Genomic DNA, 25,129 nt, shown 5'->3' with positions numbered 1-25,129 from the left:
TCTCAATGACCACTTCTGACGTTCCTTCCAAAAGCCCGCAAGGACCTTTACGAGGTTGCCGCTCGGTGCAACGTTCGCGGCGGTCTTCGCCTTGCGCACGCGCTTGTGATGTGGAGTCCTAGTCTACCGGCGCTTCTTGCGGCTCTTTGGTGCCCTCGCTGGCGCCGTAGATGCCGCTTTTTTCGGCGCTGCCTTCACCATCACCTCAGGAGCCGTCGCCACCGCAACACCTTCCGTGCGATTCGCAACACGACTCCACTCCGGTTCCCTCTGTTTCCAGATCGTAAGTAGAGGAGTCGCAATGAAGATCGACGAGTAGGTGCCTGCAACGATCCCGATGAAGAGCGCAAGGGCAAAGTCGCGAAGCGTCGCCGCACCGAGCAGGAATGACCCGACAACCAACAGCGACCCAACCGGGACAAGCGATGTCATCGAAGTGTTGATGGACCGCATGAGGACCTGGTTCATCGAAAGGTTCGCAATCTCCGCAAAGCTGCTGCGCGTACCGATTTCCTCAATGTTCTCGCGTAACTTGTCAAATACCACCACTGTGTCGTACAGCGAGTACCCGAGAATCGTCAGGATCGCAATAACGGTTGCGGGGGTTACCACGATGCCGAGGAGGCTGTACACACCCACAGTGACGGCGAGGTCGTGGAACAACGCCACAAGACTCGCCAGAGCCATTTTCCACTCGAATCGCCAAGAGATGTACAACGCGACGACGATCAAAAAGATCACCAACGCCTTCACCGCGCTTCGAGCGATCTCCGCACCGAATGTTGGTCCCACCGCATTGAGATTTGTCTCCGCCGCCTCCACCCCGGCGACGGCCGCGACCGCCTGCACCAAAGCGTCCTGGTCGGCATTGCCGAGCGCCTCCGTCTGGATGAGAACCGTTCCCGAATCGGTGAACTGCACCCGAGCATCCGATATGCCGATATCACCCAGCGCGTCGCGCACCGCGGTGATGTCGGCGTTTGCGCGGTTTTGTGCGTCGATGACCACGCCCCCGGTGAAGTCGACACTGCCCTCAAACCCGCGGAACAACAGTGATCCGAGAACCACCGTGAACAGAATCCCGGAAACTATGAAGACTCTCTTCGTGGTTGAGATGAAGTCAAACGAAGTCTCGCCACGGTAGAGCTGACGAAATACATTCACGCAGTGACCCCCTCGGACTCGTCGTTTGTTCTGCCGGTGGCACCGCGGATGCTGAACGCACCACCCTCACCGAGGCGTGATCGAACCAGAAACATCACCGCGGGTCGGGTGAAGTAGTACGCGACAACCACGTCGACAACTGTTGCTATGCCGAGTGTGATTGCAAAGCCCTTTACCGGCCCGATAGCGAGCAACCACAGCAGGATGGAACCCATAAACGTCACAGTATCGCCCTTTATGATGGTCGAGAATGCGCGTTCAAATCCGAAATCCACCGAGGGGCGCAGCGGTTTGCCCTTGCGATGTTCTTCCTTGATCCTCTCAAAAAACACGATGTACGAATCCGCCGTTATCCCCACAGACACGATAATTCCGGTTACCCCCGCCAGCGTAAGTGTGGTTCCCTGGACTATCCCCATGAGGATCAGGAGGGTGACCAGCAACGATCCGAAGATCGTTAGGCCAATAACCGCAACCAACCCGAGCACCCGGTAGTACGCGATGAGTGCGCCGGCCACGAACAGCAGACCACCGATGCCCGCAATGAGTCCGGCGCGGAGCGAATCCGAGCCGAGGCTTGCTGACACGGACTCTACGCGCTGACGTTCGAGTTCGGTGGGAAGTGCACCGTAGCGAAGCAGCGACGCAAGATCTTGCGCCTCGGTCTGGGCGTCTTCGACAGCTCCAATGGTGATCTGCACGCCCGAAGCCGAAAGAAACTCACCCGGTTGCAGTCGGCTATCGATCGTTGGCGCCGATGTCACCAGACCATCGACGACGATGGCCATTGCGCGACGTGGATCGTTCGGCGCGAAGAGCGTCAGGGCCGCTGTCCCGTCTTCAAATTTCTGCGCGCCCTCGGAGGTGAATCGTGGAACGACAACCCAACGCCCGCCGGTGTGTTGGCCGAACGACGGTGTCGCACCCGTGATGTCCGCACCGGTCAGAAACGCGGGTCCGACCTGATAGACAAAACCATCGTCCCCTTGCAAATACGACGTCTGATCCGGATCGTCTGAAATCGTCAACCCAGTTTCTGGATCAAGGTTGTCCGGTACCGTAGCTGCCGCGTCAGGCGCGGCCGTTGTCGTGCTGTCGCTCAACGAGTCGGGCAACGGCAAGGTACCGTCCTGGAATGCAGGACTCACAAATCCGCGGGCGAGTACCGGCCGAAATGAGAGTGTTCCGGTTGTGCCGACAGCCTCAAGAGCGCGTTCGCGATCCTCAACACCCGGCAGTTGCACGAGGATTGAGGTTGCCCCCTGAACCGAAATCTCGGGTTCCTGCACGCCGCCAAGTCCTTCGATTCGTTTGCGCATGATCTCGACGGCCTTGTCCATGACTTCTTTGTCGGTGCCTTCGGGTGCTTGGAGAACGACAGCGAACCCACCACGGAGATCGAGCCCAAGTTTGGGCGTGTGTCCCGTAGCGATCAACCCGCCGACGAGCACCCACGAAAACACAGCCATAGCTGCGGCTCTCATGAAAAGATTTCGAGTCATTCGTCGCTACCGTCGAGCCGTTCGCCGATAGCCCTCCGAGTCAGCCGGATCGTCAAGCCGGGAGCCACCTCGAGGCCGATCTCTTCATCGTCGACATCGACAATGCGGCCGAGGATCCCACCGACGGTACGGATCTCGTCACCAACGGAAACGGAATCGCGCAGCGCTTGCGAGGCACGCGCGCGGCGCTTTTGTGGACGAATCATCATGACGTAAAACAAACCGCCGATGACGACCAGCGGCAGCAACCCCAAAAACGTTGCGCCCGAATCGCTACTCCCACTTTGAGCGAGTATCTGCATCACAACAGGCAACACTTGTCCTCCAACATTTCTACATGGAACCCCAGCGTGCGAAACGTTGGGATGCCATAGGTTAGTTGACCCCTGCGTTCTGTTGAAAGTCACCGAGCCGGCGCTGTTTCACATCGGCCGCGAAGGCGCTGAACCGATCGGCGAGGATCGCCTCGCGAGCGTCCGCCACCAGGGTCAACGTGTATGTGAGGTTGTGAAGAGTCGTGAGGCGCTGTCCAAGAAACTCCCGAGTGTTGAACATATGCCTGATGTAACCAACGCAATAGGTGCGACACGCATAACACTCGCACCCCTCCATAAGCGGCGCGTCCTCAGAGATCCACTCGCTGCGCTTCACCGAGTAGTCGCCGCCGCGACTCAGAACTTTTCCGTGACGGGCCAAACGGGTTGGCAGCACACAGTCGAACAGATCTGCACCACGCTCGATGGCGTCGAGTAGGCCCTCAGTGTCGCCGAGTCCCATCACATAACGGACCTTATTGACTGGGAGCTCTGCAAACGCCGCCTCAAGTGCGATGTTTCGCTCGTTTGGCGTTTCGCCTACGGACAGCCCTCCAATCCCGAAACCTGCAACTCCGAGATTCGCGGTGCCCCTAGCGGACAGTTGACGCAGCGCCGGGTCGACACCTCCCTGCACTATGCCGAACAGCGCCTGATCCTCGTTACGTTTGGCCGCTAATGCCCGTTCCGACCACCTCAAGGTTCGTTCTACCGCAGCCGCAATGTCCTCGCGACTCGCGGGTAGCCCGACCAGCACGTCAAGCACCATTGCAACATCAGCACCAAGATCTTCTTGTACCGACATCGCCCTCTCGGGTGTGAGCATCACCGGAGTGCCGTCATATGACGAGCGGAACGCGACACCATCTTCCGTGACCTCTGAGGCCAACGAGAACATCTGGAATCCGCCCGAATCGGTCAGGATCGGCCGGTCCCATGCTGCAAACTTGTGCAGCTTCCCCAACCCTTTCACGACTTTCTCGCCCGGCCGAAGCATCAGGTGGTAAGTGTTTGCAAGCAGCATGTCCGCCCCGCAGGCAGCCAAATCGTCGCTATCCAACCCTCTCACCGTGGCGCGAGTGCCGACAGGCATGAACGCTGGTGTTGGGACGTCACCGTGGAGGATGCTCAGAACACCGGCCCGTGCGTCGCCATTCATGCTCGACAACTGCCAGATCGCCGGATTTAACACGCGAACTGATCTATAAACATGGCGTCCCCGAACGACAGAAATCGATAACGATCGGCCAGCGCGTAGTCGTACACAGTCCTCCATCTCTCGCCCAAAAGAGCAGCGATCATCACGATGAGGGTGGTCTGTGGTGCATGGAAGTTCGTGATCATTGCGTCGACAATCAGCGGTCGAAACCCGGGAGTGATGAATAGATCGCTTTCACCCGCACCCACACGCACCACGCCTCGCGACTCGGCAGCGGTCTCAAGTGTACGGACAACGGTGGTGCCTACAGCTATCACACGGCCACCGGCTTGCACCGTCGACGCTATCGCTCGTGCGGTCTCAGACGGCACATGGAATGCCTCACAGTGAATCTTGTGCGCAGCAACCGAACCGTCAGCCATCGGCCTAAAGGTATCGAGGCCGATGGCAAGTTCGACAGGCTCGATTCGCACGCCGCGCTCCGCAAGATCAGACACTACACGAGGTGTGAAGTGCAGGGCGGCGGTCGGAGCGGCAGCAGAGCCCACCCATTTTGCGAACATGGTTTGGTATCGATCGTCACGCTCGAGAGATCCGTGAAAGTACGGCGGCAGCGGAAGTTGACCAACTAGCGCTATTGCACCTTCGACGTCTCCCGGCGCGTCCACTGCAACGGTCCCGACACCGCGCACGGGGTCGGTGAGTAATTCAATGGAGAGGCAACCTGCCTCCAACATCAAGCCCTTACGCATTCGGCGTGCGGGACGGAACAGCGCCTCCCACCTGAGTGCGTCGACCCGCTTGACCAGAAGCACCTCAACAGCACCGCCCGTGGCAATACGCACGGCCGATAGCCTTGCGGCGCGCACCTTAGTGTGGTTGACGACTAATAGGTCCCCAGGTTCGAGTAGCTGCGGGAGATCCGTAAAGTCGTGACCAGCCATCGTGGACGTGACCAACAGCCGCGCCGAGTCACGAGGTTCGATCGCTTTCTGCGCAATCGAGCCGGCCGGAAGCATGTAAGAGAAGTCACTTGCTTGCATGAACCGCGATCAAACATCCTCAGCGTCAAGCAGAGACGGCTGGTCGCTCTCTGGCGTGGCGGCGACGTCGGGAGGGCTTATGCCCAGATGCCGGTACGCCCGCGGCGTCGCGACCCGCCCACGGGCGGTGCGTTTGAGCATCCCCATTTGAAGCAGGAACGGCTCATACGCGTCCTCTACCGTCTCAGGATCTTCACCAACGGCAATAGCGAGTGTCGTCAGCCCCACCGGACCTCCGTCAAACTTTTCTATGAGCGCCCGAAGGACGAAGCGGTCGACCTTGTCGAGGCCTTCGGAGTCAACCTCGAAAACACCGAGCGCCGTGTCAGCGATCTTGGCGTCTATGTGCCCGTCTGCTCTAACAGTGGCAAAGTCTCGAACTCGCCGCAGCAGCCTGTTCGAAATCCGAGGGGTGCCCCTACTCCGACCGGCGATGAGTTCCGCGCCTTCGTCGTCGATGTCGACATCAAGAATCGATGCAGCCCGCCGCACGATTTGGGCCAGCGACGCGCTGTCGTAGTAGTCGAGGCGGGCGACATAGCCGAAACGATCACGCAACGGCGACGACACGCGACCGACGCGTGTCGTGGCCCCAATGAGGGTGAAGCGTGGGACATCCAACCGAATCGACCGGGCCGCCGGCCCCTTGCCGACAACGATATCTAGTTGGAAGTCCTCCATGGCTGAGTACAACACTTCTTCCACAGGCCGTGGAAGACGGTGGACTTCATCGATAAACAAAACGTCACCGCGGTCGAGGTTGGTGATGACGGCTGCTAGGTCGCCTGGTCGTTCGATTGCAGGCCCCGATGTCGCCCGTAGCTGGGCACCCATCTCGCGCGCGATGATCGCCGCCAGTGAGGTTTTCCCTAGGCCCGGAGGCCCCGAAAACAGCAAGTGGTCAACGCTCTCGTCACGCGCCTGGGCGGCCTCGATCAGGATGCGGAGTCGTTCCTTGAGCCCTTCCTGGCCAACAAACTCGTCTAAGGTCCTCGGTCTCAGCGACGCCTCGACCTCAGCTTCGGGTGGTAGTGACTCTGACGAAAGAATGCCCTCTTCACGCACGTCTAGGCCCCTCCCAAACGTTGCAGTGCCGCCTTGAGAAGGCTCTCCACGCTTTCGCTGTCCGGCAGACCCGCAACAACACCACGAATCTCCGCGGGTTGATAACCAAGGCCCGCGAGGGCGTCACGGACCTCGCCAAGTACGGACGTCGGCGACAGAGTTTCGAGGTCTGGCAGATCCATCTTGGGTTTCAGCTCGAGGAGAATTTTCTGCGCGGAGCGTTTGCCGATGCCGGGCACGGTGGTCAACGTGTCGACGTCGTCGGTGAGCACCGCGCGGCGCAGGCTGTCGACGTCAAGGGTGGCAAGAATCGCTATCCCGACCTTCGGTCCTATCCCAGATACACCGATAAGAATCCGGAAGACGTCTCGCTGATCCGCCGTGGTAAATCCGAACAAGGCAAGCTGATCCTCACGCACATAGGTATGCGTATGGAGAACCGCTTCTGACCCAACCGGAGGCAGGTCGGCGTGTGCTCGCGACGGGATGATGATTTCGTAGCCGATGCCACCGACGTCAACAAGCACACGGTCAAAGTCTTTATGCACAATCGTCCCTCGCAGTCGCGCAATCATGGTGCGTGCTCCACGGCGCGGTTCATCCGCAACGATTGCGCGTGACACATCGCAATAGCGAGAGCATCCGCCGTGTCGGCGGGTGTTGGCAGGGTCGAGAGCTTCAGGCGAATCTGCACCATCCGCTGCATCTGTAGTTTGTCGGCACCGCCATACCCCGAAAGCGAGGCCTTGACTTGGGTAGGGGTGTACTCCGTGACCTGTATGCCGTGGTGCCCCAGGACCATCAACGCAACACCCGATGCCCGCAGCACACCCATTGCAGTCGTGCGGTTGCGGTTCACAAACACCGTCTCGAGCGCTGCCTCATCAATCTGGTGCTCACCGATCAGTTCGGTTAGGTCGCTCTCAAGCTCGCAAAGACGATTCTCGATACGCATAGCGGGGTCCGTGCGGATCACTCCCGCGACAACAACGGCCATAACACCACGCACGACCTCCACAAGGCCGTAGCCTGTCGTTGAAAGCCCGGGGTCGATACCAAGTACGAACATGTGTTCCCCACACTACAGCAGACGGCGCGGACACTCAACGTCTCCGAGGGGCCGTCAGCTCAGCTCGGCCAACACCTCTTCGGAGATCTCAAAGTTGGCGTAAACGTCCTGCACATCATCAAGATCGTCGAGTGCATCGATCAGCCGCAACACCGAAGTCGCCTCCTGCGGACCAAGCTCCACCGAGATCGTGGGCAGTTGCGTAACCTCGGCCTGTTCAATCGTCACGTCGGCGTCTTCGAGCGCTGCGCGCACCGCGCCGAGATCCCCGACGTCCGTGACTATCTCGAAACCCTCGCCACTCTCCGCAACGTCGTCGGCCCCGCCTTCAAGCGCCGCCATCAAAATGGTGTCCTCATCACCTACTGCCACAATCATGCCCTTCTGCTCAAACAGATAGGCAACCGAACCAGGCTCCCCGAGACTTCCGCCGTTCTTGCTGAAGGCGGAACGTACGTCGGATGAACTCCTATTGCGATTGTCGGTAAGCACATGCACGTAGACCGCGACACCTCCTGAGGCGTAACCTTCGTACCAGACTTCTTCGTACGCGGCGCCGTCAACCTCACCTGCTCCGCGGGAAATTGCCCGCTCGATGTTGTCTTTGGGGACTGAGTTGTCTTTCGCCTTCTGAACCGCTGTCACGAGCGCGGGGTTGGCGCTCAAATCACTACCGCCATTGCGAGCCGCGGCCTCTACCGCGCGGCACAACTTGGCGAACAGCTTGCCGCGTTTAGCGTCCTGACGACCTTTGCGGTGCTTAATGTTTGCCCATTTGGAATGCCCAGACATCTACACATCCTCGCCGATTGGTCTTTCGTCCACAAGTGCAAGCAGCATCTCGTGAACTCGCACATCGTTAGTCAACTCGGGATGGAATGATATGGCCATCACATTCGCACGCCGAACAAACACGGGGTATTCGCGCCCACTGCCAGCATGGAAAACCGTTGCGAGCACGTCGACATCGTCGCCAATCTCGTGGATCCAGGGGGCACGGATGAACACCGCCGCCATCGGTTCGTCAAGACCCTTGACATCCAGCATGGCCTCAAACGAATCACGTTGCCGACCGAACGCGTTCCGCTCGACCGTGACGTCGAGAACACCCAGCTGCGGTTGCGGTTTCCCGGTCGTCGCCGTACCCAGAAATATCATCCCCGCACAGGTACCAAGTACCGGCATCCCAGCGCGAATACGGCGTTGCAGTGGTTCGATCATTCCGTAACGGGAGGCCAACTTCCCAATCGCGGTTGATTCGCCGCCGGGGATAATGAGACAATCGACGCTAGCCAGTTCTTGGGGCGTTCTTACCTCAACGGCTTCGACACCCAATTTTGACACCATGTGAAGGTGTTCCCGGAAGTCGCCTTGGAGAGCTAACGCCCCGACGACGATCATGCCAATATGCTTCCGTGGTTGCGCACCGGCCGATCATTAGCCGAGTTAGCTTCGATCACGGCTGGGGACATCAAGGCACCCGATGTTGCATGAGCTCTTGTGGATTCAAGGTCTCGATGTTGATACCGACCATGGCTTCGCCGAGGTTACGGGACACCTTGGCGATCTTTTCGGCATCGTTGTAGAACGTGGTTGCCTCCACGATCGCACGCGCCCGAGCTTCCGGGTCCCCCGATTTAAAGATGCCCGAACCGACAAACACGCCGTCGCATCCGAGCTGCATCATCAATGCTGCGTCAGACGGTGTGGCAATGCCACCCGCCGCGAAGTTGACTACCGGTAGCCTTCCTGTTTCGGCGACTTCCTTCACCAGGTCGTACGGCGCCGCCAAGTCTTTTGCTGCATTCATAATCTCATCAGGACCGAGGACGGTGAGGACTCGAATCTGCGACGTCATGGTGCGCATGTGTCTTACCGCTTCGATCACGTCACCCGTGCCGGGTTCACCTTTGGTGCGGATCATTGCCGCGCCTTCGCCAATTCGCCGCAAAGCCTCTCCAAGATTCTTAGCGCCGCAAACAAACGGAATGTCGTAAGCCCATTTATCAATGTGGAACTCATCAACCGGAGAAAGAACCTCACTCTCGTCGATGTAGTCGACACCAAGAGTCATCAGCACTTGCGCCTCAACGAAGTGGCCGATTCGAGATTTTGCCATGACCGGAATCTCGACGGCGGCAACGATCTGCTCAGTGATCGTCGGATCGGCCATTCTGGCCACTCCCCCCGCGGCCCTAATATCGGCTGGCACGCGTTCGAGAGCCATCACGGCAACTGCTCCCGCGGCCTCCGCGAGTTTTGCCTGCTCCGCATTGACGACGTCCATGATGACACCGCCTTTCAGCATTTCCGCCAAACCACGTTTTACGGTGTTGGTGCCGCGCTCTACAGATGAGGTGCCCACAGTCGGTCTCCTTCCAGAAGTGTTGACCTCAACAGACTACTTGAAACCGCACCAACCTGGAACGCCGGCTAGATACTCAGGGCCAGTCTGTAGACGTCCAGATAGGCGTTTCCGACACGGACGACTGAAAACTCGGCCGCCCTGATTGGGCCGGCGACCTGCTTGGCTCGCTTTAGTCGGTCGTCGCCCAAGACTCGAACGAGCCCATCGGCCAGCGACGTCACATCGCCTGGGGCGACAAAGATCCCCGCTTCGCCGGCGACGTGGACAAACGCTGGAATCGCTGAGGCAACTACTGCGCAACCCGCCGCCAGCGCATCGGCCACCACGACACCGAAAGACTCACCGCCTGTGTTCGGTGCACAGAAGATGTCGCTCTGCAGGTACAGGGTCCGCTTTTCAGCTTCCGAGAGACGACCGACGTATCGAACGCCATCAAGCGTCTGGCCGCTGTCAGAGTTGATGATCAAGGTCGCCTCGGGGTGCGCAGCATGCACTTTCGGCCAGGCCTCCAGAAGGACGTGCAGCCCCTTGCGGCGATCCGATCGACCGAGGAACATCACCTGCGATCGGGTCTTGGTGCTCGTGGCGAATCCTGTTTCGATGGCGTTTGGGATGATTTCGTAGTCCGTGAAACCAGCAATCGCTGACGCGGACACCGGGCTCACGGTTGTTACGATTTTCGCATTTGATATGACCCGCCTTGCCAGGTACGAACCCACCGAATACAAACGGCGAGTCCACTGTGCCGGGTCGGCGTGAAATGTCGCGACGACGGGTTGTACCGCCCCGACAAGGGCTGCGGTCGCGACTCGGGGTACAAATGGTTCGTGCACGTGTACAACATCCGCGTCAGAGATTGCTTCAAGCGTGAGATCCTTTGCGTGTCGCCCTAGAGACATGGGCACCTTGGAGCCGTTGAGTGACAATGACCGCGAACCACCGGTACTGCGGTGATCGGCAATACCCATGTCTGCTGTTGGGTTTCCGGGACCGACCGTACAAGCCTCGTGGCCTTCGTCGTTGAACCAACGCGCCAATACGGCTACCTGGTCCTGGACCCCACCACGTTTGCCCATGTCATAGGGTGACACCAGGGCTATCTTCATGTGCGGTCCGCAGCATCGCTCGGCCAGTTCTCCATAAATATGTGCCAATCCTGCGGTCGACGCCGGATCAGATCTTCATACGCCGTGGCCAGTCGTTGCGCGATGAGTGCAACCCGCTCCGTCTTGTCTTTCACATTGGATGGTATCTCAATGGGCGCACTCACCACGATCGTGTGCCCGGGCCCATCGTTGAAGAAACACCCAACTGGGAGCAGTGCGGCCCCGGTCTTGTCCGCCAACGCCGCGGGACCCGCGGGAATCGTTGTCATCTCACCGAAAAATCGCACCGGCACACCTTTGGGTCCGGTCACACGATCAGACACCAACGCGATCATGCCGCCGGACTTAAGTTTCGCCAGGAGATTTCTGGTAGCAGCCGACCCCTTACGGGCGACTACGATCTCAATCCCCATCGACTCGCGACACCATTTGAACCACTCAACGATTCTCTCGTTCTTGAGACCCTCGGCCACAGCTAGTGTCCGTAGCCCCACCGACTCGGCCACACTTCCCGCGGCTTCCCAGTTACCCGAGTGGACAACACCCATGATGAGGCCGTTGCCACCGGCCACCGCAGCAAGAACGTGTTCCATGCCGATAACTTCGGTGCCCGCCACGAACGAGGCTTTCCGTCTTGGGCGGATCCAAAAGACCTCAGCCCAGTACCGACCATAGCTGGCAAAGGAATCGCGAATAAGTCGCTGTGACGGAGGTTCGCCGATGGCGCGTTGGAGGTGCCGGCCGATGAGACGTTTTCGTTCTTTCAAGAAGTAGGACGACAACCGACCAATGCCAGAACCGACGCGGCGCATCACTGGCGCCGGCAACAGTCCGAAGGCGCCGGAGAGAGTTCGGTAGACGGCGTAACCCAGCCAATCCCTCATTCGGGGAGCTGAGCCCAAGTGTTACGAATCCGTTGGCCAACGGTGACCCCGGTCAAAACCATCATGATCCACAACATCGGGAGCATTACGTCGACATCAAGGTCGAATCCGGCAGCAAAAATCCCACCGACGAGAAGAATCATACGTTCGGCACGCCCCATCCAGCCGCCGCGCCCCTCGGCATCCCAACTCTCCGCCTTCGCTCGAACGTACGGGATGAGGAGTGAAAAGCCGAGAGAAAAGACCGCCAACATGAGTGCAAGGTCGTTGGTCCTCAAAGAAAAGATCAGACCAGCCCACACCGCAAGCTCGCCAAAACGGTCAGACATCGTGTCAATAAACGCACCCTTGGTCGACGCAGTCCCCTGAAGACGCGCTAGCGGTCCGTCGAGGGCATCAAGAAACGTCCCCACCGCAATGATTACCGCTCCGATCGTCCAGTCCTGTCTTGCAACGAGTATTGCACCGCCGATAGAAGCGAGGAGTCCGGCGACGGTCACCGCCGTCGGCGTAAGTTTCGCCCACGACAGCGCCTTTGCTATCGGATCAAGCAGCGGTGCAACTCGACTGCGACCTTTGAGATCGAGCACTTATGAACTCCTCGTTCGGCCCGACAAGATAGCGCAGAATCGACCATCGAGTCCCGTCACTATGATTCGGACGACTTCGGGGACCACAGAAACGTTACAGACTTTGATAGGAGCGTGTCACGTCGTGACCGACTCAACCGCACATTTACAGATACACGACAAAGATATTACCCTCGACGTGATAACCCCCGTGATCGGAAAAGTTGCGATCGACATCCGGTCGCTGCGCGCTGAACACGGGGTGGTCACCTTCGACCCTGGGTTCGCAAACACTGCAGGCACAACCTCTGCGCTGACATTTATCGACGGTGCTAACGGCACCCTTCGCCATCGAGGATATTCCATTGAAGACCTTGCCCTCAACTGCACGTTCCTCGAGGTAGCGTATTTGCTGCTCGAAGGATCCCTCCCCAACACAGCGGAATTAGCTGAGTGGACCGACAAAATCCAAGTCCACACTCTCCTCAACGAGGAAATGAAACCGTTCTTCGACGCCTTCCCTCGCAGCGCACATCCCATGGCCATCCTGTCGTCCGCGACCAACGCCATCTCGACGTTCTACGAGGAATATCACAACCCGTCAGATCCCGCAGCAGTCCACGAGTCGGCGATCCGACTCATTGCAAAAATGCCAACTATCGCGGCATGGGCGTACAAGAAGTCAATCGGCCAGCCCTACATGTACCCCGACAATTCGCTGACATACGTTGAGAACTTTCTCGGCATGATGTTTGGCCTCCCCGTGCGACCCGCTGAGATAGACCCTGTTGTCGTCAAGGCACTCAATGTGCTCCTTATTCTCCACGCCGACCATGGCCAGAACTGCTCAACCGCCACCGTTCGTTTTGTTGGATCGAGCCAAGCAAACCTGTTCGCCTCGGTCGCCGCAGGTATGAACGCCCTATGGGGACCTCTGCACGGAGGCGCAAATCAGGCTGTGGTCGACATGCTCGAACAGATTCATACAGACCCCGATGCGACGACCGAGTCATACATAGCGCGAGCGAAAGACAAAGACGACCCCTTCCGATTGATGGGCTTCGGCCATCGTGTCTACAAGAACTACGATCCCCGAGCCATCATTCTGAAAGGGTTCGCCGACGACGTGCTCGCCAAAGTTGCAGGCAACGACCCTCTTCTGGAAATAGCTAAGCAGCTCGAGAAAGCGGCGCTTGAGGATGACTACTTCATCGAGCGCAAGCTCTACCCAAACGTAGATTTCTACTCGGGAATCATATTTCGCGCGTTGGGTTTTCCACCACGCATGTTCACGGTCTTGTTTGCTCTCGGCCGGCTGCCGGGATGGATTGCGAACTGGAAAGAAATGTCGGAGGACCCCAAGACGCGTATTTCTCGGCCACGCCAGATCTACACGGGACCGCCACGCCTCGACTTTGTGCCTCGCGAGCAGCGGGGTTAGGCAGCAAGACAGCGACGACTAGCCGCTACCGACCTAGTCGGTTAGCTCGCCTTCGGGGACCGGCTCTGAATAGTCTTCGATCACCTCGGCGGTGAGTGCATCGATCCGAACCAAGGCTCGCATGGTCGGAGGTTCGTCGGCTGAGAACACCAGAACGTTCCAGATAGGTCGCGAGCGCAGGCCGCGGAATGTGAGCTGCGCGGACGCATGGCCGACACCGAAACCGACAACTTTGTTGGCGACTTCAAGAGCCTCACCTTCACGGACCTTGAGGTCCCAACCCGAAGATATGTGATGGACTCCAATGAGAATAAACAGCCCGGCGATCAACCACATACCGTCTGGCAACCCTTGCGAAATGGTGATGGCCACAACACCGGCAGCCACCAGGTACACAGCGCCCGCCCATTTACGTCGGTCGGTGTTCGGAACCCTGTAGACGGCGTCGACGTTTGCGTTGAGATCGTCTGGAATTTCAGCAGCCTCGGCTATTGCCGGGTCGATCTCGATTCCTCTCCTACTCGTCATGTGCCGCGTTCTCACTCTCTCGTAGTGCAAACACTAATACCCCGAGCGAGTTCACTGTCGGTGATGGAATCGACACCGAACTACCTTGGCGCCGCACACAGTTCGCTAACCGCGGTAACGACATCGACGACCGGTACGCCGCGTTCCTCGCGGTCAGCACCGCGAAGACGCAGACCGGTTGTGCCGTTGTCGACATCGTAGTCGCCGACCACGATTACTGCGGGATGTTTTTGGGTAACCGCCCGTCTGATCTTCTCTCCGACGGTGTCGCTGGCAACATCCACTTCGACTCGCAACCCGGCAGCCCGCAGTGTGCCCGCAACCTCATTCGCGTAATCGTCGTGGCGATCTGCCACAGGAATGATGGTGGCCTGCACCGGCGACAACCAGCCAGGCAAGGCGCCGGCATAGTGCTCGATGAGTATCGCAATGAATCGCTCGATCGAACCGAACAACGCCCGATGGATCATGACCGGGCGCGTTCGCGTGTTCTGGGCAGAGGTATAACCAAGATCGAAATTGATCGGCTGCGCGAAATCAAGCTGGATAGTGGACAACTGCCAACGTCGACCGATGGCGTCTCGGATATGGATATCGATCTTGGGACCGTAGAACGCCCCTTCGCCGTCAGCCATCGTAAAATCGAGATTCGCCGTGCGAAGTGCGTCGCCGAGCGACTCCTCAGCCTTTTTCCAAAGGTCTGCCTCACCGACCCATTTCTCAGGGAGTGTCGACAGATCGGCCTCGAAATCCTCAAAGCCGAAGTCGCGAAGGACCGAAAGCACAAACGCCAGCAGGGACGCAAGCTCACCGTCGAGTTGATCTTCAGTGCAAAAGATGTGGCTGTCGTCTTGGGTAAATCCACGAGCACGAAGCAGTCCGTGCACTACCCCAGAACGCTCGTACCTATACACCGTGCCAAGTTCGAAAAGACGCATGGGAAGATCGCGATAGCTCCTGCCTTTCGAATCGTAGATCATGATGTGGAAGGGGCAGTTCATCGGTTTGAGGCGGTACTCAGTCTCTCCGTCCAAATGCATAGGTGGGTACATACCATCGGCGTAGAACTCCAAATGTCCCGACGTCTCCCACAGTTCCGCCTTCGCCACATGCGGCGTGAAAACCATGTCGTACCCCCCTGCCAGGTGGGTACGACGTGAATAGTCTTCAATCTCCTTGCGGATTACAGCGCCCTTTGGATGCCACACCGCGAGACCCGGCCCCAGCCTTGCCGGAAAGGAAAAGAGATCGAGTTCCGCCCCTAGCTTGCGGTGGTCGCGACGTTTCGCCTCTTCGACACGATGGAGGTAAGCCTCCAGTTCCTTCGTAGACTCCCACGCGGTCCCGTAAATACGTTGAAGTTGGTCACGCTTTTCGTCGCCGCGCCAATACGCACCGGCGGATCGAAGTAACTTCTTGGCCTTTATGTACCCGGTCGTCGGCACATGGGGGCCGCGACACAGATCCACAAACGAAAGGTTCCGATAGATTGAAACGTGATCGTCGCCGGCACCCTGGGCTTCATCAACCCCTTCGATGATCTCAACTTTGTATTGATGATCCTTGAACATGTGAAGTGCGTCCGCAATGGACAGCACATCGCGCTCAAACGGCTGATTCTCCCCGATGATCTCATCCATTCTGGATTCGAGCGCATCGAGATCCTCCGGTGTGAACGATCGACCGATGTTGAAGTCGTAGTAGAACCCGTCGGTGATCGGAGGTCCGATCGCAAACGTTGCACCATCGTGGAGGTCGAGAACCGCCTGAGCTAGCACGTGGGCGCTTGAATGTCTGAGAATGAAGCGGCCATCCTCGGACTCGGCGGTGATCACCTCGAACGCGCCGTCTGATTCGATGACGCGGTGCAGATCGTAGGCAACGTCGTCAATCTTCACCGCAAGGGCTGCCTTCGCGAGACGGGATCCGATGGTGGCTGCTACGTCGTGCCCCGTTGTGCCGTCAGCAAACTCGTGGGCGGAGCCATCTGGGTAGGTCAATAGAACGGGCACAAGCATCTTCCTTTGTGTGTCGCGGCCGTACGATAATGCGCATTTGTGGGATGCGATCGCGCCGCTTGGTTGCACCATGTGCGACAATGAAGTTGGGTAACGATAGGACACGTGGGTGGATGCAGACAAAGTCGCGGAAATCGTGGCAAACGGGGCAAGATATCAAAGGTTGACACTCGGCGAGCACCGTCCCGGAAGAAACCAGGTGTACAGAGTTTTCGACGAGTCAGGCTCACGGATTCTTAAGGTCTATGGCACCCCGGCGCGGGACCGCCGCGAGGCGCACGCTCTCGAGGCGCTTGCGTGCTGCGCAGGTGTTGCCCGCGTGTTGACACGCGGCATTGAGGAGGACACTCACTGGGCCATCCTTGAAGATGCCGGCAAGTGGAATCTTGCAACCCTCCCCGAGAACCCCGGTCTGGCGCGTAAGGCCGGCGAAATCATGCGCACGATCCACGACACTACACCGGCCAATCTATCCAACTTGTCCCGCGGCATCGACCAGGAATGGGTCGAGGTGGATTTCCGCTCTACATTTCGCCGACTTGAACGGTATCGAAGGAAGACCGGCTTGTCGACCGAGCTGTTGAGTGCCGCAGCCGCGGTCCCGCCGCCGGTGGCGAGCGAACCGCGGGCTTCGCACACCGACCCCTCACCGGAGAATTTCCTTGTTGACGACGACGGTTCGGTGACCCTGATCAACTGGCAATGGGCGACGCTCGCACCACCGGAGTGGGACATTTCCAAGGCTGCGTGGCGGATCGGGTCAAGCCCCGGACCGGTAGCCGCCGCAGCATTTATGGAAGGGTATGGGACCACGATGCGCGATCCTGCCCTGGACCGGTGGATCGTCTACCACGCCGGAATGGCTCTCGTGTTTGAGGCCGAGTCTATGCAGCACGCGGTACCCGCTGCATATGAGAATCTCGTGGCAGAACTTCAACGGGCGGTTATCGGCGCTACTGCGGCCTAGTCCGGCGCTGCTTGGGAAATACTCAAAAACAGCCTCGTTTCGCCTAGTGTTCTAACAAGATAGAAAGGGAACGCCAGCGTGGTAGAGACTCTCATTGCAGGTGCGTTTGTAGCAAGCGGGATCGCAGCTGTGACACGCCGACCTCGGGTCATTCGTGGTCCAGCTAACCGCGCTGGACCTGTTGGTCCCGGTCGGCCATCAACCGACCTCCCTTGCCCATGGTGCCGAGCAACGACAGGTGAGACCGACATTTCCTGCAACACCTGCGGGCAGCGCTTCGGCTGACGTCGTTTTGAAACCGATGTCTCCTCAGGTCGCTACCAGCTCCAAACCGTAAGCGTGATTCTCGGACGAGGTAACGAGACCAAGAGATTTGTATAGCTCAACCGCCGCCCGGTTTCCGGCATCGGTCCATAGGCTCCCGATGGACACACCGTACGTGTCATGCAAATGAGCAAACCCGGAGACGACCAAGGCTCTTCCAAGTCCACGGGAGGCGAATCCTGGATCGACACAGACAATGTAGATCTCTCCGACGCCGGCGTTCTCGCATTTCGTCCAACAGAACCCGGCAAGCTTTTCGTTCATCCATGCCACAATCACATCTCCCTCACGAAACCACGGAAGCGAAAACATCTTTTGAAGCGCTTTTGCGGTGAGACCACCGGCTTCGCGATGCCCCTCGAACGCACGATTGTTGACCCTCCGAAGCGCCTCCGAGTGTCGCGACGTGTCGAACGGCCGAATTGAGAAGCCAGTTGGCATCAAGACCGATGTTGGAATCGGCAGTTTGGTCTGCATTTCGAGGAGCGTTCGCTCTAACACGCCTCCCGAATTCTCGACCGCTGCCATCATTGGAGCGGTCCGCGCCCACACCTGCACCGACCCATCCAGGTCAGCGGTGGCTGCGCTGAGGAGTTGTGGAACAACGACGTACCTGTCGTCTTGGCACACCACTTCGATTGCGTAACTTCTGGGGCCGTGTTCAACGATCTGCAGGTACGCAACCAAATCCTCACTGTCGGTCGCGACCCATTCGCGGACCGCTTGGGAGCCAACCCGGACCGCCTTGTACTCCGACAACACCGGCCGTGAGACGACCGACTGCTGGGCGGCGAGGAACTCCATCACTCTGCGGCCGCTGGGGAATTCAACTCTGGTGAACACAAGAGACATCCTGCGAATAGTACGCGGATCCGCAACCGAATCAAGAGAGCCGGCCTTGTTGTAATGAGAATCGACTCCAACACAACGACATCCGCTTAGGCTTATCGGATGGTTTCAGTAGGTCTTGTACTCGGCGGCGGTGGTGTCACCGGCGCTTCGTTCCATTTCGGTACGCTGCTTGCGTTGGAGATGGCAACGGGATGGGACCCAAAAACCGCCGACGTGATCGTAGGCACGTCCTGCGGCGCCTTCGTTGCCGCCATGATCCGCCACGGGCAGCTCGACATATCCACGTTTGTTGGGGACTCCCGCACCCAGGACGCGATGACGGAGCGGCTGCGATCAAAAGTCTACCAACGAACTCGTCCCAAGGGTTTTGGCCGATGGGTGAGCTCTGGCCTGCTCCCGGCGTTACGACGCAGGCCCAACCTCTCCGCCGTACTCGGAAGCCCAGGGCTGTATCGCACTGACGGGCTTGTCGAATGGGTCGAAGACTCGATAGGTGACGCCGCCGACGGGTGGCCCGAGATGCCGACAGTCATAGTCGCGTACGACCTTGAGCGCCACGAGCGAGCGCCCTTCGGGACGACAGCCCAACCAAAAGTCTCGATCAAAGACGCGGTTGCGGCATCGAGTGCCGTCCCACTGATCTTTGACCCCGTCAAGATCGGAACGCGGTGGTACGCAGACGGCGGTGTTGCGTCCGGGACCAGCGCGGATCTGCTCCTCGCACACCCTGAGCCGCTCGACCTTGTCATAGTCATTGCACCCCTGGCCTCTCCCCATAAGCGCCGGGGCGCTCGTTTTTACGAGTCGATGTTCGATCGGGTGGGAAGAGCGGCACTCGACGCGGAACTGGACAAGATCCACCAGACGTGGCCGGCCACCGATGTCTTGATCCTGCGCCCCGACGATGACGTGATGAACGTCACCCGCCCCAACCCGATGGCGGTCAAGAACGCGGTTCCGGCGTTTCTTACAACACTGAACGCCATGGACAGGGAACTAGCCCGACCGGAAGTCTGGTCGATTCTTAGCCGACACCTGGTGGCACAACCAACCTCGTAGTCCCTGGCACCTCGCCCGGTTCTGCTAACCGACGCTACGAAGCAAGGCCAGCAGCTTGTCGACCGCATCCGGGAGCGTGGTTGCATCCGATGAGCCATCCATCATTTTGGTCATCTGATCGACAAGCTCATCGGCGGACGGAGCGGGTTCCTTTTCGGCGTCAACAATATCGACGGCGATCTCGTCTTCCACAGCGGGCGTTTCATGTGCTGCTTCGAGCATCCGTTCTGCTTGTGTCAGATCGCCAAGCGCTCCCGCCGCCATGCCCTTGAGCAAGGACATGGTTTGGCGTACAACGCTGCGAAGTTGGTCCACCTGTAACGCAAGATCGTCCTTTTCCGCGCGTGTTTGCCGGAGTAGGTCATCCGAACTCGTGCGTGCCTCGTTAAGCATTCTGAAGGCGGATTTCCTAGCATCTCCGACGATGCGACCAGCCTGCTCTTCGGCTGCGGCGAGAACGCCATCACGAGCCTTGCCGGCGGCGAGCACCGCAGTGCGCAGTGCATCCTCCTTGGCCTGCATCTGGTCAATCCTGCCGCTAACCTTTTTGAGCTCGGTAATTTGCCGTTTCTGGGCCGTGAACTCTTTGGCCGCCAACGCCAGAAATTCAGTCACCGCCGCCGGATCGAAACCGCGGCGCACCAGCTCGAAGGACTGATTTTTCAACGATTTTGCGGTGACTTCGGACACGTTCGCACCTCTCAAACACTTCCCGATCTCACTCTTAGCATACATGACGCCACTGTGAGTAGTCAACCGTTGCTTATCGAACCATTTTTTCATTGGGACTAGCGACCTATTGCCGAACGACAGGGCGTCCGATACATTGTTCTGAACACACCCAAGAAGTCGGTCCGATCGAAAGGTCACTAGGGAGGGACCAGGAGGCACACCATGATCAGGCTGGTAGTTCGTTTGCAGTTACTTACAATGAGGAACGAGCGGGGCGCGAGTCTGATCGAGTACGCCCTTCTCATGGGGCTTATCGCCATTGTGGCCATCGCGGCGATCACATTCGTCGGGAGCGAGACTTCGGCGAACTTCGAGCCACTCAACGACCCCGGAGTGTGGCGGCCCTGAAAGTGCTTCGTCTGACGGAGTACCGATCACTGGTCGAATTACTAGTCTGACGCTTCTCCGACCGACGGGACCTTCATGCCAGCCACGCCCTGCGACCTTGTCCTGGTCGGTGCTGCGGAAGTCATTTCAGCTCCGACACGCAGCGCCCCGCTGTGCGGCGGCACTCTCAGCGAACTTGCTGTCATGCTGGATACTTCGGTGGCGGTGGCTGATGGTCGTGTCATCGCTATCGGACCGACCAAAGAAATCGCTGCGCACTTTGATCCGACGATATTCGTCGACGCATCCAACAGCGTTGTGTCGACAGGTCTAATCGATCCGCACACACATCTTATCCATGGTGGTTCGCGGCACACGGAGTACGAGGCGATCGTCACAGGGAACAACGATGCGACCGTAGACAGGCTTCAGAGTGGCGTCGAATACACGATCGAAATGACGCAGCGCGCCAGTCTCGAAACTCTTCGAACGAGGGCACTAGCCGATCTCGATGACATGCTGTCGCTTGGTACCACCACCGTCGAAGCGAAAAGTGGCTACGGCTCAAGCCCAGACGAGGAACTGCGTATTCTGCGTCTACTCGGAGAGCTGAACCACCCGATATCCATCGAGCGCACCTATCTCGGAGCTCATGTTGCCCCGGTTAACACACCACGCGATACATATGTGCGCAGTGTGATTGATACCCTGGCGCAGGCCAGACAACTCGCCGACTGGTGCGACGTGTTCTGTGATCCCGCTGGTTTCACCGTCGCCGAAACGCGAGAGATAGGACTGGCTGCAATCGAGCACGGCTTCAAGATTCGCCTCCACGCCGACCAGACGGGGAATATCGGTGCTTCGGCTCTGGCAGCCGAACTTGGCGCCGTGTCCGCCGACCATCTTGACCGCATATCAGATGCAGGGATCGACGCGTTGGCTAGAGCGGGCACAGTCGGTGTCGTGCTGCCAACGGTCGCCCTGCACTCGTTAGAAGTTCTCCCTGGAGTAGAGGGCGGGAAGGCGACGGCGCCGACAAAAGCCGGGCTCGCAGAACGGGTCCACGCCATGCTCGACGGCGGTGTTGCCCTGGCGCTCTCGACTGATTACAACCCAGGCTCATCCCCTTGTTTGTCGATGCAACTCGTGATGCAGCTCGCAATGCGATTGTTCAGACTCTCATATTCGCAGGTCTGGTCGATGGCAACCGCAAACGCCGCACACGCACTCGGCCTCGGTGACGATAGAGGCACGATCGCTATCGGGAGACGCGCCGATCTCGTCGTATGGGACGTGCCGAACCACGAGATGGTGATACATCGGTTCGGTTCGTCGCACACGCGCCACGTCGTGAAGGATGGACGGCTGGTCTACTCCGCAAACAAGAGCTGAGCTTGGAGCAATGTTTGTACTCCGTCTCCGTAACGGTGGTGCCGGCCCTCGTCGACGACTCTCCTCCCGCCGACGATGGTGTCGGTGACGTCCGCGGCTGTGGCGGAAAACACCAGCATCTCGAGCGCACCTGAGCGGCTCGCAACGGTCCGGACCGTATCGCGAGAAACGATGGTTATGTCGGCAAGGCCTCCCACCGTGAGCGATCCGGCGTCGTCCCAACCGAGGCTCTTCGCACCGTGAACAGTCCCCATGTCGATCAAGTGCGCGCCCTGGTGTGTGCCGCGCCTTGAACTCGCAAGGCGTTGGTGGAGTTCCACGAGGCGCATCTCGATGAATAAATCGATAACCGCATGGCTGTCCGATCCAAGAGCAAGGGTTGCACCGGCGTCCGTCAGCATGCCAGATGGTCCGATGCCGTCCGCAAGGTCGCGCTCCGTCGTCGGGCAAAAGCACACGATCGCTCCCGCTTGACCCAGCAACGTTATGTCCTGCGGGCTTGCGTGGGTCGCATGCACCGCGGTGAACCGCGCAGCTAGCGCCCCAGCTTGGTCGAAAACCCCAATCGGTGTCAGACCCGTGTGTTCCAGGCAAGCCTCGTTCTCTACGGGCTGCTCGGACACATGTGCGTGGATCGGCATTGCACGATCTCTGGCATAGTTCACAATACGCGCGATGTCGCCAGGTGCTACCGACCGGACGCTGTGTGCGCCAACCGCGTGGCGGATCAAGGCGCCGTCTTGCAGACGGTCAACACGAGTCAGCCACTTGTCGACCGAACCATCGCTAAAGCGCCGCTGTGCGCCCGACACCTCCTTGTCAAACCAACCCCTCAGGTAACACGCGTCGATCAGCGTCAAGCGGATCCCGACGTCGCCAGCGGCGGCGACAATGGCCGACCCCATGGCGTTGCTGTCCACATACGGTGTCCCATCTGGCTGGTGATGGATGTAGTGGAACTCCCCAACCGTGGTGATCCCGGCCAGCACCATCTCGGTAAACACCGCGGTCGCAAGCTGACGGTAGTTGTCGGGCGTAAGTTTCGCCGCGACGCGGTACATTTCTCGCTGCCAATCCCAGAACGAACTCTGGCCAACGTTCGATGTGGCGCGCAGCAGCCTGTGGAATGCATGAGAATGGGCGTTTATCAGCCCCGGTATCGCCAGCCCCCTGAGCTGGAGTTCGCCGCCGGTACGCAAAACACCGCGTTGGATCTCGACGATTCGATCACCTTGAATCTTGAATCGGACGTTTTCGACGAGAGACCCCAACCACGCCGCTTCAACCCACAACGTGTGGACCTGTGCAGCGCTCGAAGCTACATCTGCGGGCTCCCTCTCCTCCACATTTGACACGTCATCTTCCTCTCAGATTCGGTTGCACGCCGCTGGTTGTTCGGTTGCACGCCGCTGGTTGTTCGGTTGCACGCCGCTGACTGGCTCACAATACTGGTGCCGACGATGACGCCTGAGACGCCATGACAACCACCGCACCATGATCGAGGCCTGCGCAATGATTGACCCGACTAGCAACGCACTATGAGTTCTGATAACAGACACGACCCGGAGCGTGTGGTATTTGCCCCTACCGGCACTCAACTCACCTGTAAGAGTTGGCTGACCGAGGCGCCGTTCCGCATGCTCCAGAACAATCTTGACCCGGCAGTTGCCGAACGTCCAGAAGACTTGGTTGTGTACGGTGGGATCGGCCGTGCAGCCCGGACCTGGCAAGACTTCGACGCGATTCTTGAAGCGCTTAGAGAGCTTGAGGACGACGAGACCTTGCTCGTGCAATCCGGAAAACCTGTAGGTGTTTTCAGGACTCACGTCGATGCGCCACGGGTGCTGATTGCGAACTCGAATCTTGTCCCCCATTGGGCAACGTGGGAACACTTCAACGAACTCGACCGAGCGGGGCTCATGATGTACGGGCAAATGACAGCTGGAAGCTGGATTTACATTGGCTCCCAAGGCATCATCCAGGGCACCTATGAGACCTTCATGGAACTCGCTCGCCAGCACTTCTCGGGGGATCCATCGGGCAAGTGGATATTAACGGCTGGTCTTGGCGGCATGGGCGGCGCCCAGCCGCTTGCGGCCACGATGGCCGGCTTCTCGATGCTCGTTATCGAATGTGACGAGAATCGCATCGACGTAAGGCTGCGCGCTCAGTACATCGACAAGGCGACCGCGAACGTTGCCGAGGCGCTGCGCTGGATCAGCGACGCTTGTAAATCCGCGAGTCCAACATCTGTCGCTCTTGTTGGCAACGCTGCCGAGATCTTGCCGCAACTCAGGGACCAAGGCGTTTCACCGGACATCGTCACCGATCAGACGTCAGCTCACGACCCATTACGCGGCTACCTCCCAATAGGGTGGTCGCTGGCGGATTGGCGCGAAGAGACAATTGCCAACCCCGAGAAGGTCATCCACGACGCCCGCAACTCGATCGCGGTACACGTCCGAGCCATGCTTGAGTGGCACCACGAAGGTGTACCAACAATTGACTATGGCAACAACATCCGCCAAGAAGCATTCAACGCCGGAGTCGAAAATGCTTTCGATTTTCCTGGTTTTGTGCCCGCGATCATCCGCCCGTTGTTCTGCCGTGGCATCGGACCCTTTCGTTGGGTAGCGCTTTCGGGCGATCCGCGCGACATCGCGCGGACCGACGCCAAGGTGAAAGAACTCATACCCGACGATCCGCACCTCCACAATTGGTTAGACATGGCGCACGAGCGTATCCCGGTGCAAGGACTTCCCGCACGCATCTGCTGGGTGGGACTCGGTGACCGGCACAGACTTGGTCTTGCTTTCAACGATATGGTCCGCTCTGGAGAGCTTGCCGCGCCGATCGTCATCGGCAGAGACCATCTCGATGCCGGATCCGTCGCCAGCCCGAACCGCGAGACAGAGTCAATGCTTGACGGCTCAGACGCTGTTGCGGACTGGCCGCTACTCAACGCTCTGTTGAATACGGCCAGCGGGGCGACGTGGGTGTCGTTCCACCACGGCGGCGGAGTTGGCATGGGATATTCAATGCACTCTGGCCAGGTCATCGTCGCCGACGGCACGGACGCTGCTGCCTCCCGGCTCGAACGCGTGCTGTGGAACGACCCCGCAACCGGGGTCATGCGTCACGCCGACGCCGGTTACCAAATCGCCAAGGACACGGCGCGGGCAAAGGGGCTGAACCTCGCGGGAATCGACCTCGATCGCTAACCCGCTGCGAGAATTGGTAGGTCCG

The 25,129-nt window shown here is 58.9% G+C and carries 25 protein-coding genes; 6 read left to right on the top strand and 19 right to left on the bottom strand.

Translation table 11 applies throughout. The annotated features are described in order from the left end of the window. Window positions 1–123 precede the first annotated feature (123 nt). From secF to IIC71_00200, 14 genes are all read right to left on the bottom strand, one after another. On the bottom strand, window positions 124–1,164 hold the full coding sequence (gene secF / locus IIC71_00265) for a protein translocase subunit SecF (protein MCH7667626.1): 1,041 nt from the start codon (window positions 1,162–1,164) through the stop codon (window positions 124–126). Beyond that, window positions 1,161–2,666: a protein translocase subunit SecD gene (gene secD / locus IIC71_00260; GenBank protein MCH7667625.1), complete on the bottom strand. Its 1,506-nt coding sequence runs from the start codon at window positions 2,664–2,666 to the stop codon at window positions 1,161–1,163. Before secD ends, secF begins: the two co-directional genes overlap by 4 nt. Further along, complete coding sequence (gene yajC / locus IIC71_00255) at window positions 2,663–2,983, bottom strand: preprotein translocase subunit YajC (protein ID MCH7667624.1); 321 nt, start codon at window positions 2,981–2,983, stop codon at window positions 2,663–2,665. Before yajC ends, secD begins: the two co-directional genes overlap by 4 nt. A gap of 58 nt (window positions 2,984–3,041) precedes the next feature. After that, entirely contained in the window at window positions 3,042–4,139 is a 1,098-nt protein-coding gene (gene tgt, locus IIC71_00250) for a tRNA guanosine(34) transglycosylase Tgt (GenBank protein MCH7667623.1), read from the bottom strand. A 26-nt stretch (window positions 4,140–4,165) separates the two neighbouring features. Next, window positions 4,166–5,182, bottom strand: coding sequence for a tRNA preQ1(34) S-adenosylmethionine ribosyltransferase-isomerase QueA (queA, locus tag IIC71_00245; GenBank protein ID MCH7667622.1), 1,017 nt, complete (start codon window positions 5,180–5,182; stop codon window positions 4,166–4,168). A gap of 9 nt (window positions 5,183–5,191) precedes the next feature. Next, entirely contained in the window at window positions 5,192–6,247 is a 1,056-nt protein-coding gene (gene ruvB / locus IIC71_00240) for a Holliday junction branch migration DNA helicase RuvB (protein MCH7667621.1), read from the bottom strand. A gap of 2 nt (window positions 6,248–6,249) precedes the next feature. Further along, a complete protein-coding gene (gene ruvA / locus IIC71_00235) occupies window positions 6,250–6,822 on the bottom strand; it encodes a Holliday junction branch migration protein RuvA (GenBank protein MCH7667620.1) in 573 nt (190 codons plus the stop codon). Further along, window positions 6,819–7,316 (bottom strand): crossover junction endodeoxyribonuclease RuvC, encoded by a 498-nt coding sequence (gene ruvC / locus IIC71_00230; protein ID MCH7667619.1) that lies wholly within the window; start codon window positions 7,314–7,316, stop codon window positions 6,819–6,821. Before ruvC ends, ruvA begins: the two co-directional genes overlap by 4 nt. 54 nt (window positions 7,317–7,370) lie before the next feature. After that, window positions 7,371–8,108 carry a YebC/PmpR family DNA-binding transcriptional regulator gene (locus IIC71_00225; protein MCH7667618.1) on the bottom strand — a complete coding sequence of 246 codons (738 nt, stop codon included), beginning with the start codon at window positions 8,106–8,108 and terminating at the stop codon, window positions 7,371–7,373. Beyond that, window positions 8,109–8,717, bottom strand: coding sequence for a pyridoxal 5'-phosphate synthase glutaminase subunit PdxT (gene pdxT / locus IIC71_00220; GenBank protein MCH7667617.1), 609 nt, complete (start codon window positions 8,715–8,717; stop codon window positions 8,109–8,111). It abuts the gene before it with no gap. Window positions 8,718–8,787: 70 nt separating this feature from the next. Further along, entirely contained in the window at window positions 8,788–9,624 is an 837-nt protein-coding gene (pdxS, locus tag IIC71_00215; GenBank protein MCH7667616.1) for a pyridoxal 5'-phosphate synthase lyase subunit PdxS, read from the bottom strand. Window positions 9,625–9,749: 125 nt separating this feature from the next. Further along, window positions 9,750–10,790: a glycosyltransferase family 4 protein gene (locus tag IIC71_00210; protein ID MCH7667615.1), complete on the bottom strand. Its 1,041-nt coding sequence runs from the start codon at window positions 10,788–10,790 to the stop codon at window positions 9,750–9,752. Further along, window positions 10,787–11,674: a hypothetical protein gene (locus IIC71_00205; GenBank protein ID MCH7667614.1), complete on the bottom strand. Its 888-nt coding sequence runs from the start codon at window positions 11,672–11,674 to the stop codon at window positions 10,787–10,789. Before IIC71_00205 ends, IIC71_00210 begins: the two co-directional genes overlap by 4 nt. Further along, complete coding sequence (locus IIC71_00200; GenBank protein MCH7667613.1) at window positions 11,671–12,264, bottom strand: CDP-alcohol phosphatidyltransferase family protein; 594 nt, start codon at window positions 12,262–12,264, stop codon at window positions 11,671–11,673. Before IIC71_00200 ends, IIC71_00205 begins: the two co-directional genes overlap by 4 nt. 61 nt (window positions 12,265–12,325) lie before the next feature. Here IIC71_00200 and IIC71_00195 point away from each other — a divergent pair, with 61 nt between their 5' ends. Further along, complete coding sequence (locus IIC71_00195) at window positions 12,326–13,684, top strand: citrate synthase (GenBank protein ID MCH7667612.1); 1,359 nt, start codon at window positions 12,326–12,328, stop codon at window positions 13,682–13,684. Between the two features lie 33 nt (window positions 13,685–13,717). On the opposite strand, the gene IIC71_00190 is transcribed toward IIC71_00195, so the two are convergent. Beyond that, window positions 13,718–14,212, bottom strand: a complete 495-nt coding sequence (locus tag IIC71_00190; GenBank protein MCH7667611.1) for a hypothetical protein — start codon at window positions 14,210–14,212, stop codon at window positions 13,718–13,720. An 80-nt stretch (window positions 14,213–14,292) separates the two neighbouring features. Then, complete coding sequence (gene thrS, locus IIC71_00185) at window positions 14,293–16,224, bottom strand: threonine--tRNA ligase (protein MCH7667610.1); 1,932 nt, start codon at window positions 16,222–16,224, stop codon at window positions 14,293–14,295. Window positions 16,225–16,339: 115 nt separating this feature from the next. On the opposite strand from thrS, the gene IIC71_00180 reads away from it, so the two are divergent. After that, window positions 16,340–17,197, top strand: coding sequence for an aminoglycoside phosphotransferase family protein (locus tag IIC71_00180; GenBank protein MCH7667609.1), 858 nt, complete (start codon window positions 16,340–16,342; stop codon window positions 17,195–17,197). Window positions 17,198–17,506: 309 nt separating this feature from the next. Here IIC71_00180 and IIC71_00175 read toward each other — a convergent pair whose 3' ends face one another. Then, the gene (locus IIC71_00175; GenBank protein MCH7667608.1) at window positions 17,507–18,373 is read right to left on the bottom strand and encodes a GNAT family N-acetyltransferase; all 867 of its coding nucleotides are present in this window, start codon (window positions 18,371–18,373) and stop codon (window positions 17,507–17,509) included. Between the two features lie 99 nt (window positions 18,374–18,472). Between IIC71_00175 and IIC71_00170 the strand changes: the two genes are divergently transcribed. Beyond that, on the top strand, window positions 18,473–19,432 hold the full coding sequence (locus tag IIC71_00170; protein ID MCH7667607.1) for a patatin-like phospholipase family protein: 960 nt from the start codon (window positions 18,473–18,475) through the stop codon (window positions 19,430–19,432). 24 nt (window positions 19,433–19,456) lie between these two features. On the opposite strand, the gene IIC71_00165 is transcribed toward IIC71_00170, so the two are convergent. Continuing rightward, entirely contained in the window at window positions 19,457–20,215 is a 759-nt protein-coding gene (locus IIC71_00165; GenBank protein MCH7667606.1) for a DivIVA domain-containing protein, read from the bottom strand. A 111-nt stretch (window positions 20,216–20,326) separates the two neighbouring features. Between IIC71_00165 and IIC71_00160 the strand changes: the two genes are divergently transcribed. Together IIC71_00160 and hutI are read left to right on the top strand one after the other, a co-directional pair. Next, a complete protein-coding gene (locus tag IIC71_00160) occupies window positions 20,327–20,512 on the top strand; it encodes a Flp family type IVb pilin (GenBank protein ID MCH7667605.1) in 186 nt (61 codons plus the stop codon). Window positions 20,513–20,587: 75 nt separating this feature from the next. Beyond that, window positions 20,588–21,883 (top strand): imidazolonepropionase, encoded by a 1,296-nt coding sequence (hutI, locus tag IIC71_00155; protein MCH7667604.1) that lies wholly within the window; start codon window positions 20,588–20,590, stop codon window positions 21,881–21,883. On the opposite strand, the gene IIC71_00150 is transcribed toward hutI, so the two are convergent. Further along, window positions 21,862–23,229, bottom strand: coding sequence for a formimidoylglutamate deiminase (locus IIC71_00150; GenBank protein ID MCH7667603.1), 1,368 nt, complete (start codon window positions 23,227–23,229; stop codon window positions 21,862–21,864). The genes hutI and IIC71_00150 overlap by 22 nt on opposite strands. 192 nt (window positions 23,230–23,421) lie before the next feature. On the opposite strand from IIC71_00150, the gene IIC71_00145 reads away from it, so the two are divergent. Next, window positions 23,422–25,104: a urocanate hydratase gene (locus IIC71_00145; protein MCH7667602.1), complete on the top strand. Its 1,683-nt coding sequence runs from the start codon at window positions 23,422–23,424 to the stop codon at window positions 25,102–25,104. Window positions 25,105–25,129: the final 25 nt, after the last annotated feature.

It is taken from the genome of Acidobacteriota bacterium, from assembly GCA_022562055.1.
Classification (GTDB): domain Bacteria; phylum Actinomycetota; class Acidimicrobiia; order Spongiisociales; family UBA5794; genus BMS3BBIN02.
Note: the sequence above shows the minus strand (reverse complement) of the source record. Positions and strands in the feature narration are given on the sequence as shown.

Bases quoted from the DNA above. Each gene is read 5' to 3' on its own strand.
- secD (MCH7667625.1), bottom strand. From the start codon at position 2,666: ATGACTCGAAATCTTTTCATGAGAGCCGCAGCTATGGCTGTGTTTTCG.
- tgt (MCH7667623.1), bottom strand. From the start codon at position 4,139: ATGAATGGCGACGCACGGGCCGGTGTTCTGAGCATCCTCCACGGTGAC.
- queA (MCH7667622.1), bottom strand. From the start codon at position 5,182: ATGCAAGCAAGTGACTTCTCTTACATGCTTCCGGCCGGCTCGATTGCG.
- ruvA (MCH7667620.1), bottom strand. From the start codon at position 6,822: ATGATTGCGCGACTGCGAGGGACGATTGTGCATAAAGACTTTGACCGT.
- ruvC (MCH7667619.1), bottom strand. From the start codon at position 7,316: ATGTTCGTACTTGGTATCGACCCCGGGCTTTCAACGACAGGCTACGGC.
- IIC71_00225 (MCH7667618.1), bottom strand. From the start codon at position 8,108: ATGTCTGGGCATTCCAAATGGGCAAACATTAAGCACCGCAAAGGTCGT.
- pdxT (MCH7667617.1), bottom strand. From the start codon at position 8,717: ATGATCGTCGTCGGGGCGTTAGCTCTCCAAGGCGACTTCCGGGAACAC.
- pdxS (MCH7667616.1), bottom strand. From the start codon at position 9,624: ATGCTGAAAGGCGGTGTCATCATGGACGTCGTCAATGCGGAGCAGGCA.
- IIC71_00210 (MCH7667615.1), bottom strand. From the start codon at position 10,790: ATGAAGATAGCCCTGGTGTCACCCTATGACATGGGCAAACGTGGTGGG.
- IIC71_00205 (MCH7667614.1), bottom strand. From the start codon at position 11,674: ATGAGGGATTGGCTGGGTTACGCCGTCTACCGAACTCTCTCCGGCGCC.
- IIC71_00195 (MCH7667612.1), top strand. From the start codon at position 12,326: ATGATTCGGACGACTTCGGGGACCACAGAAACGTTACAGACTTTGATA.
- IIC71_00190 (MCH7667611.1), bottom strand. From the start codon at position 14,212: ATGACGAGTAGGAGAGGAATCGAGATCGACCCGGCAATAGCCGAGGCT.
- IIC71_00175 (MCH7667608.1), bottom strand. From the start codon at position 18,373: ATGTCTCTTGTGTTCACCAGAGTTGAATTCCCCAGCGGCCGCAGAGTG.
- IIC71_00170 (MCH7667607.1), top strand. From the start codon at position 18,473: ATGGTTTCAGTAGGTCTTGTACTCGGCGGCGGTGGTGTCACCGGCGCT.
- IIC71_00165 (MCH7667606.1), bottom strand. From the start codon at position 20,215: ATGAAAAAATGGTTCGATAAGCAACGGTTGACTACTCACAGTGGCGTC.
- IIC71_00160 (MCH7667605.1), top strand. From the start codon at position 20,327: ATGATCAGGCTGGTAGTTCGTTTGCAGTTACTTACAATGAGGAACGAG.
- hutI (MCH7667604.1), top strand. From the start codon at position 20,588: ATGCCAGCCACGCCCTGCGACCTTGTCCTGGTCGGTGCTGCGGAAGTC.
- IIC71_00145 (MCH7667602.1), top strand. From the start codon at position 23,422: ATGAGTTCTGATAACAGACACGACCCGGAGCGTGTGGTATTTGCCCCT.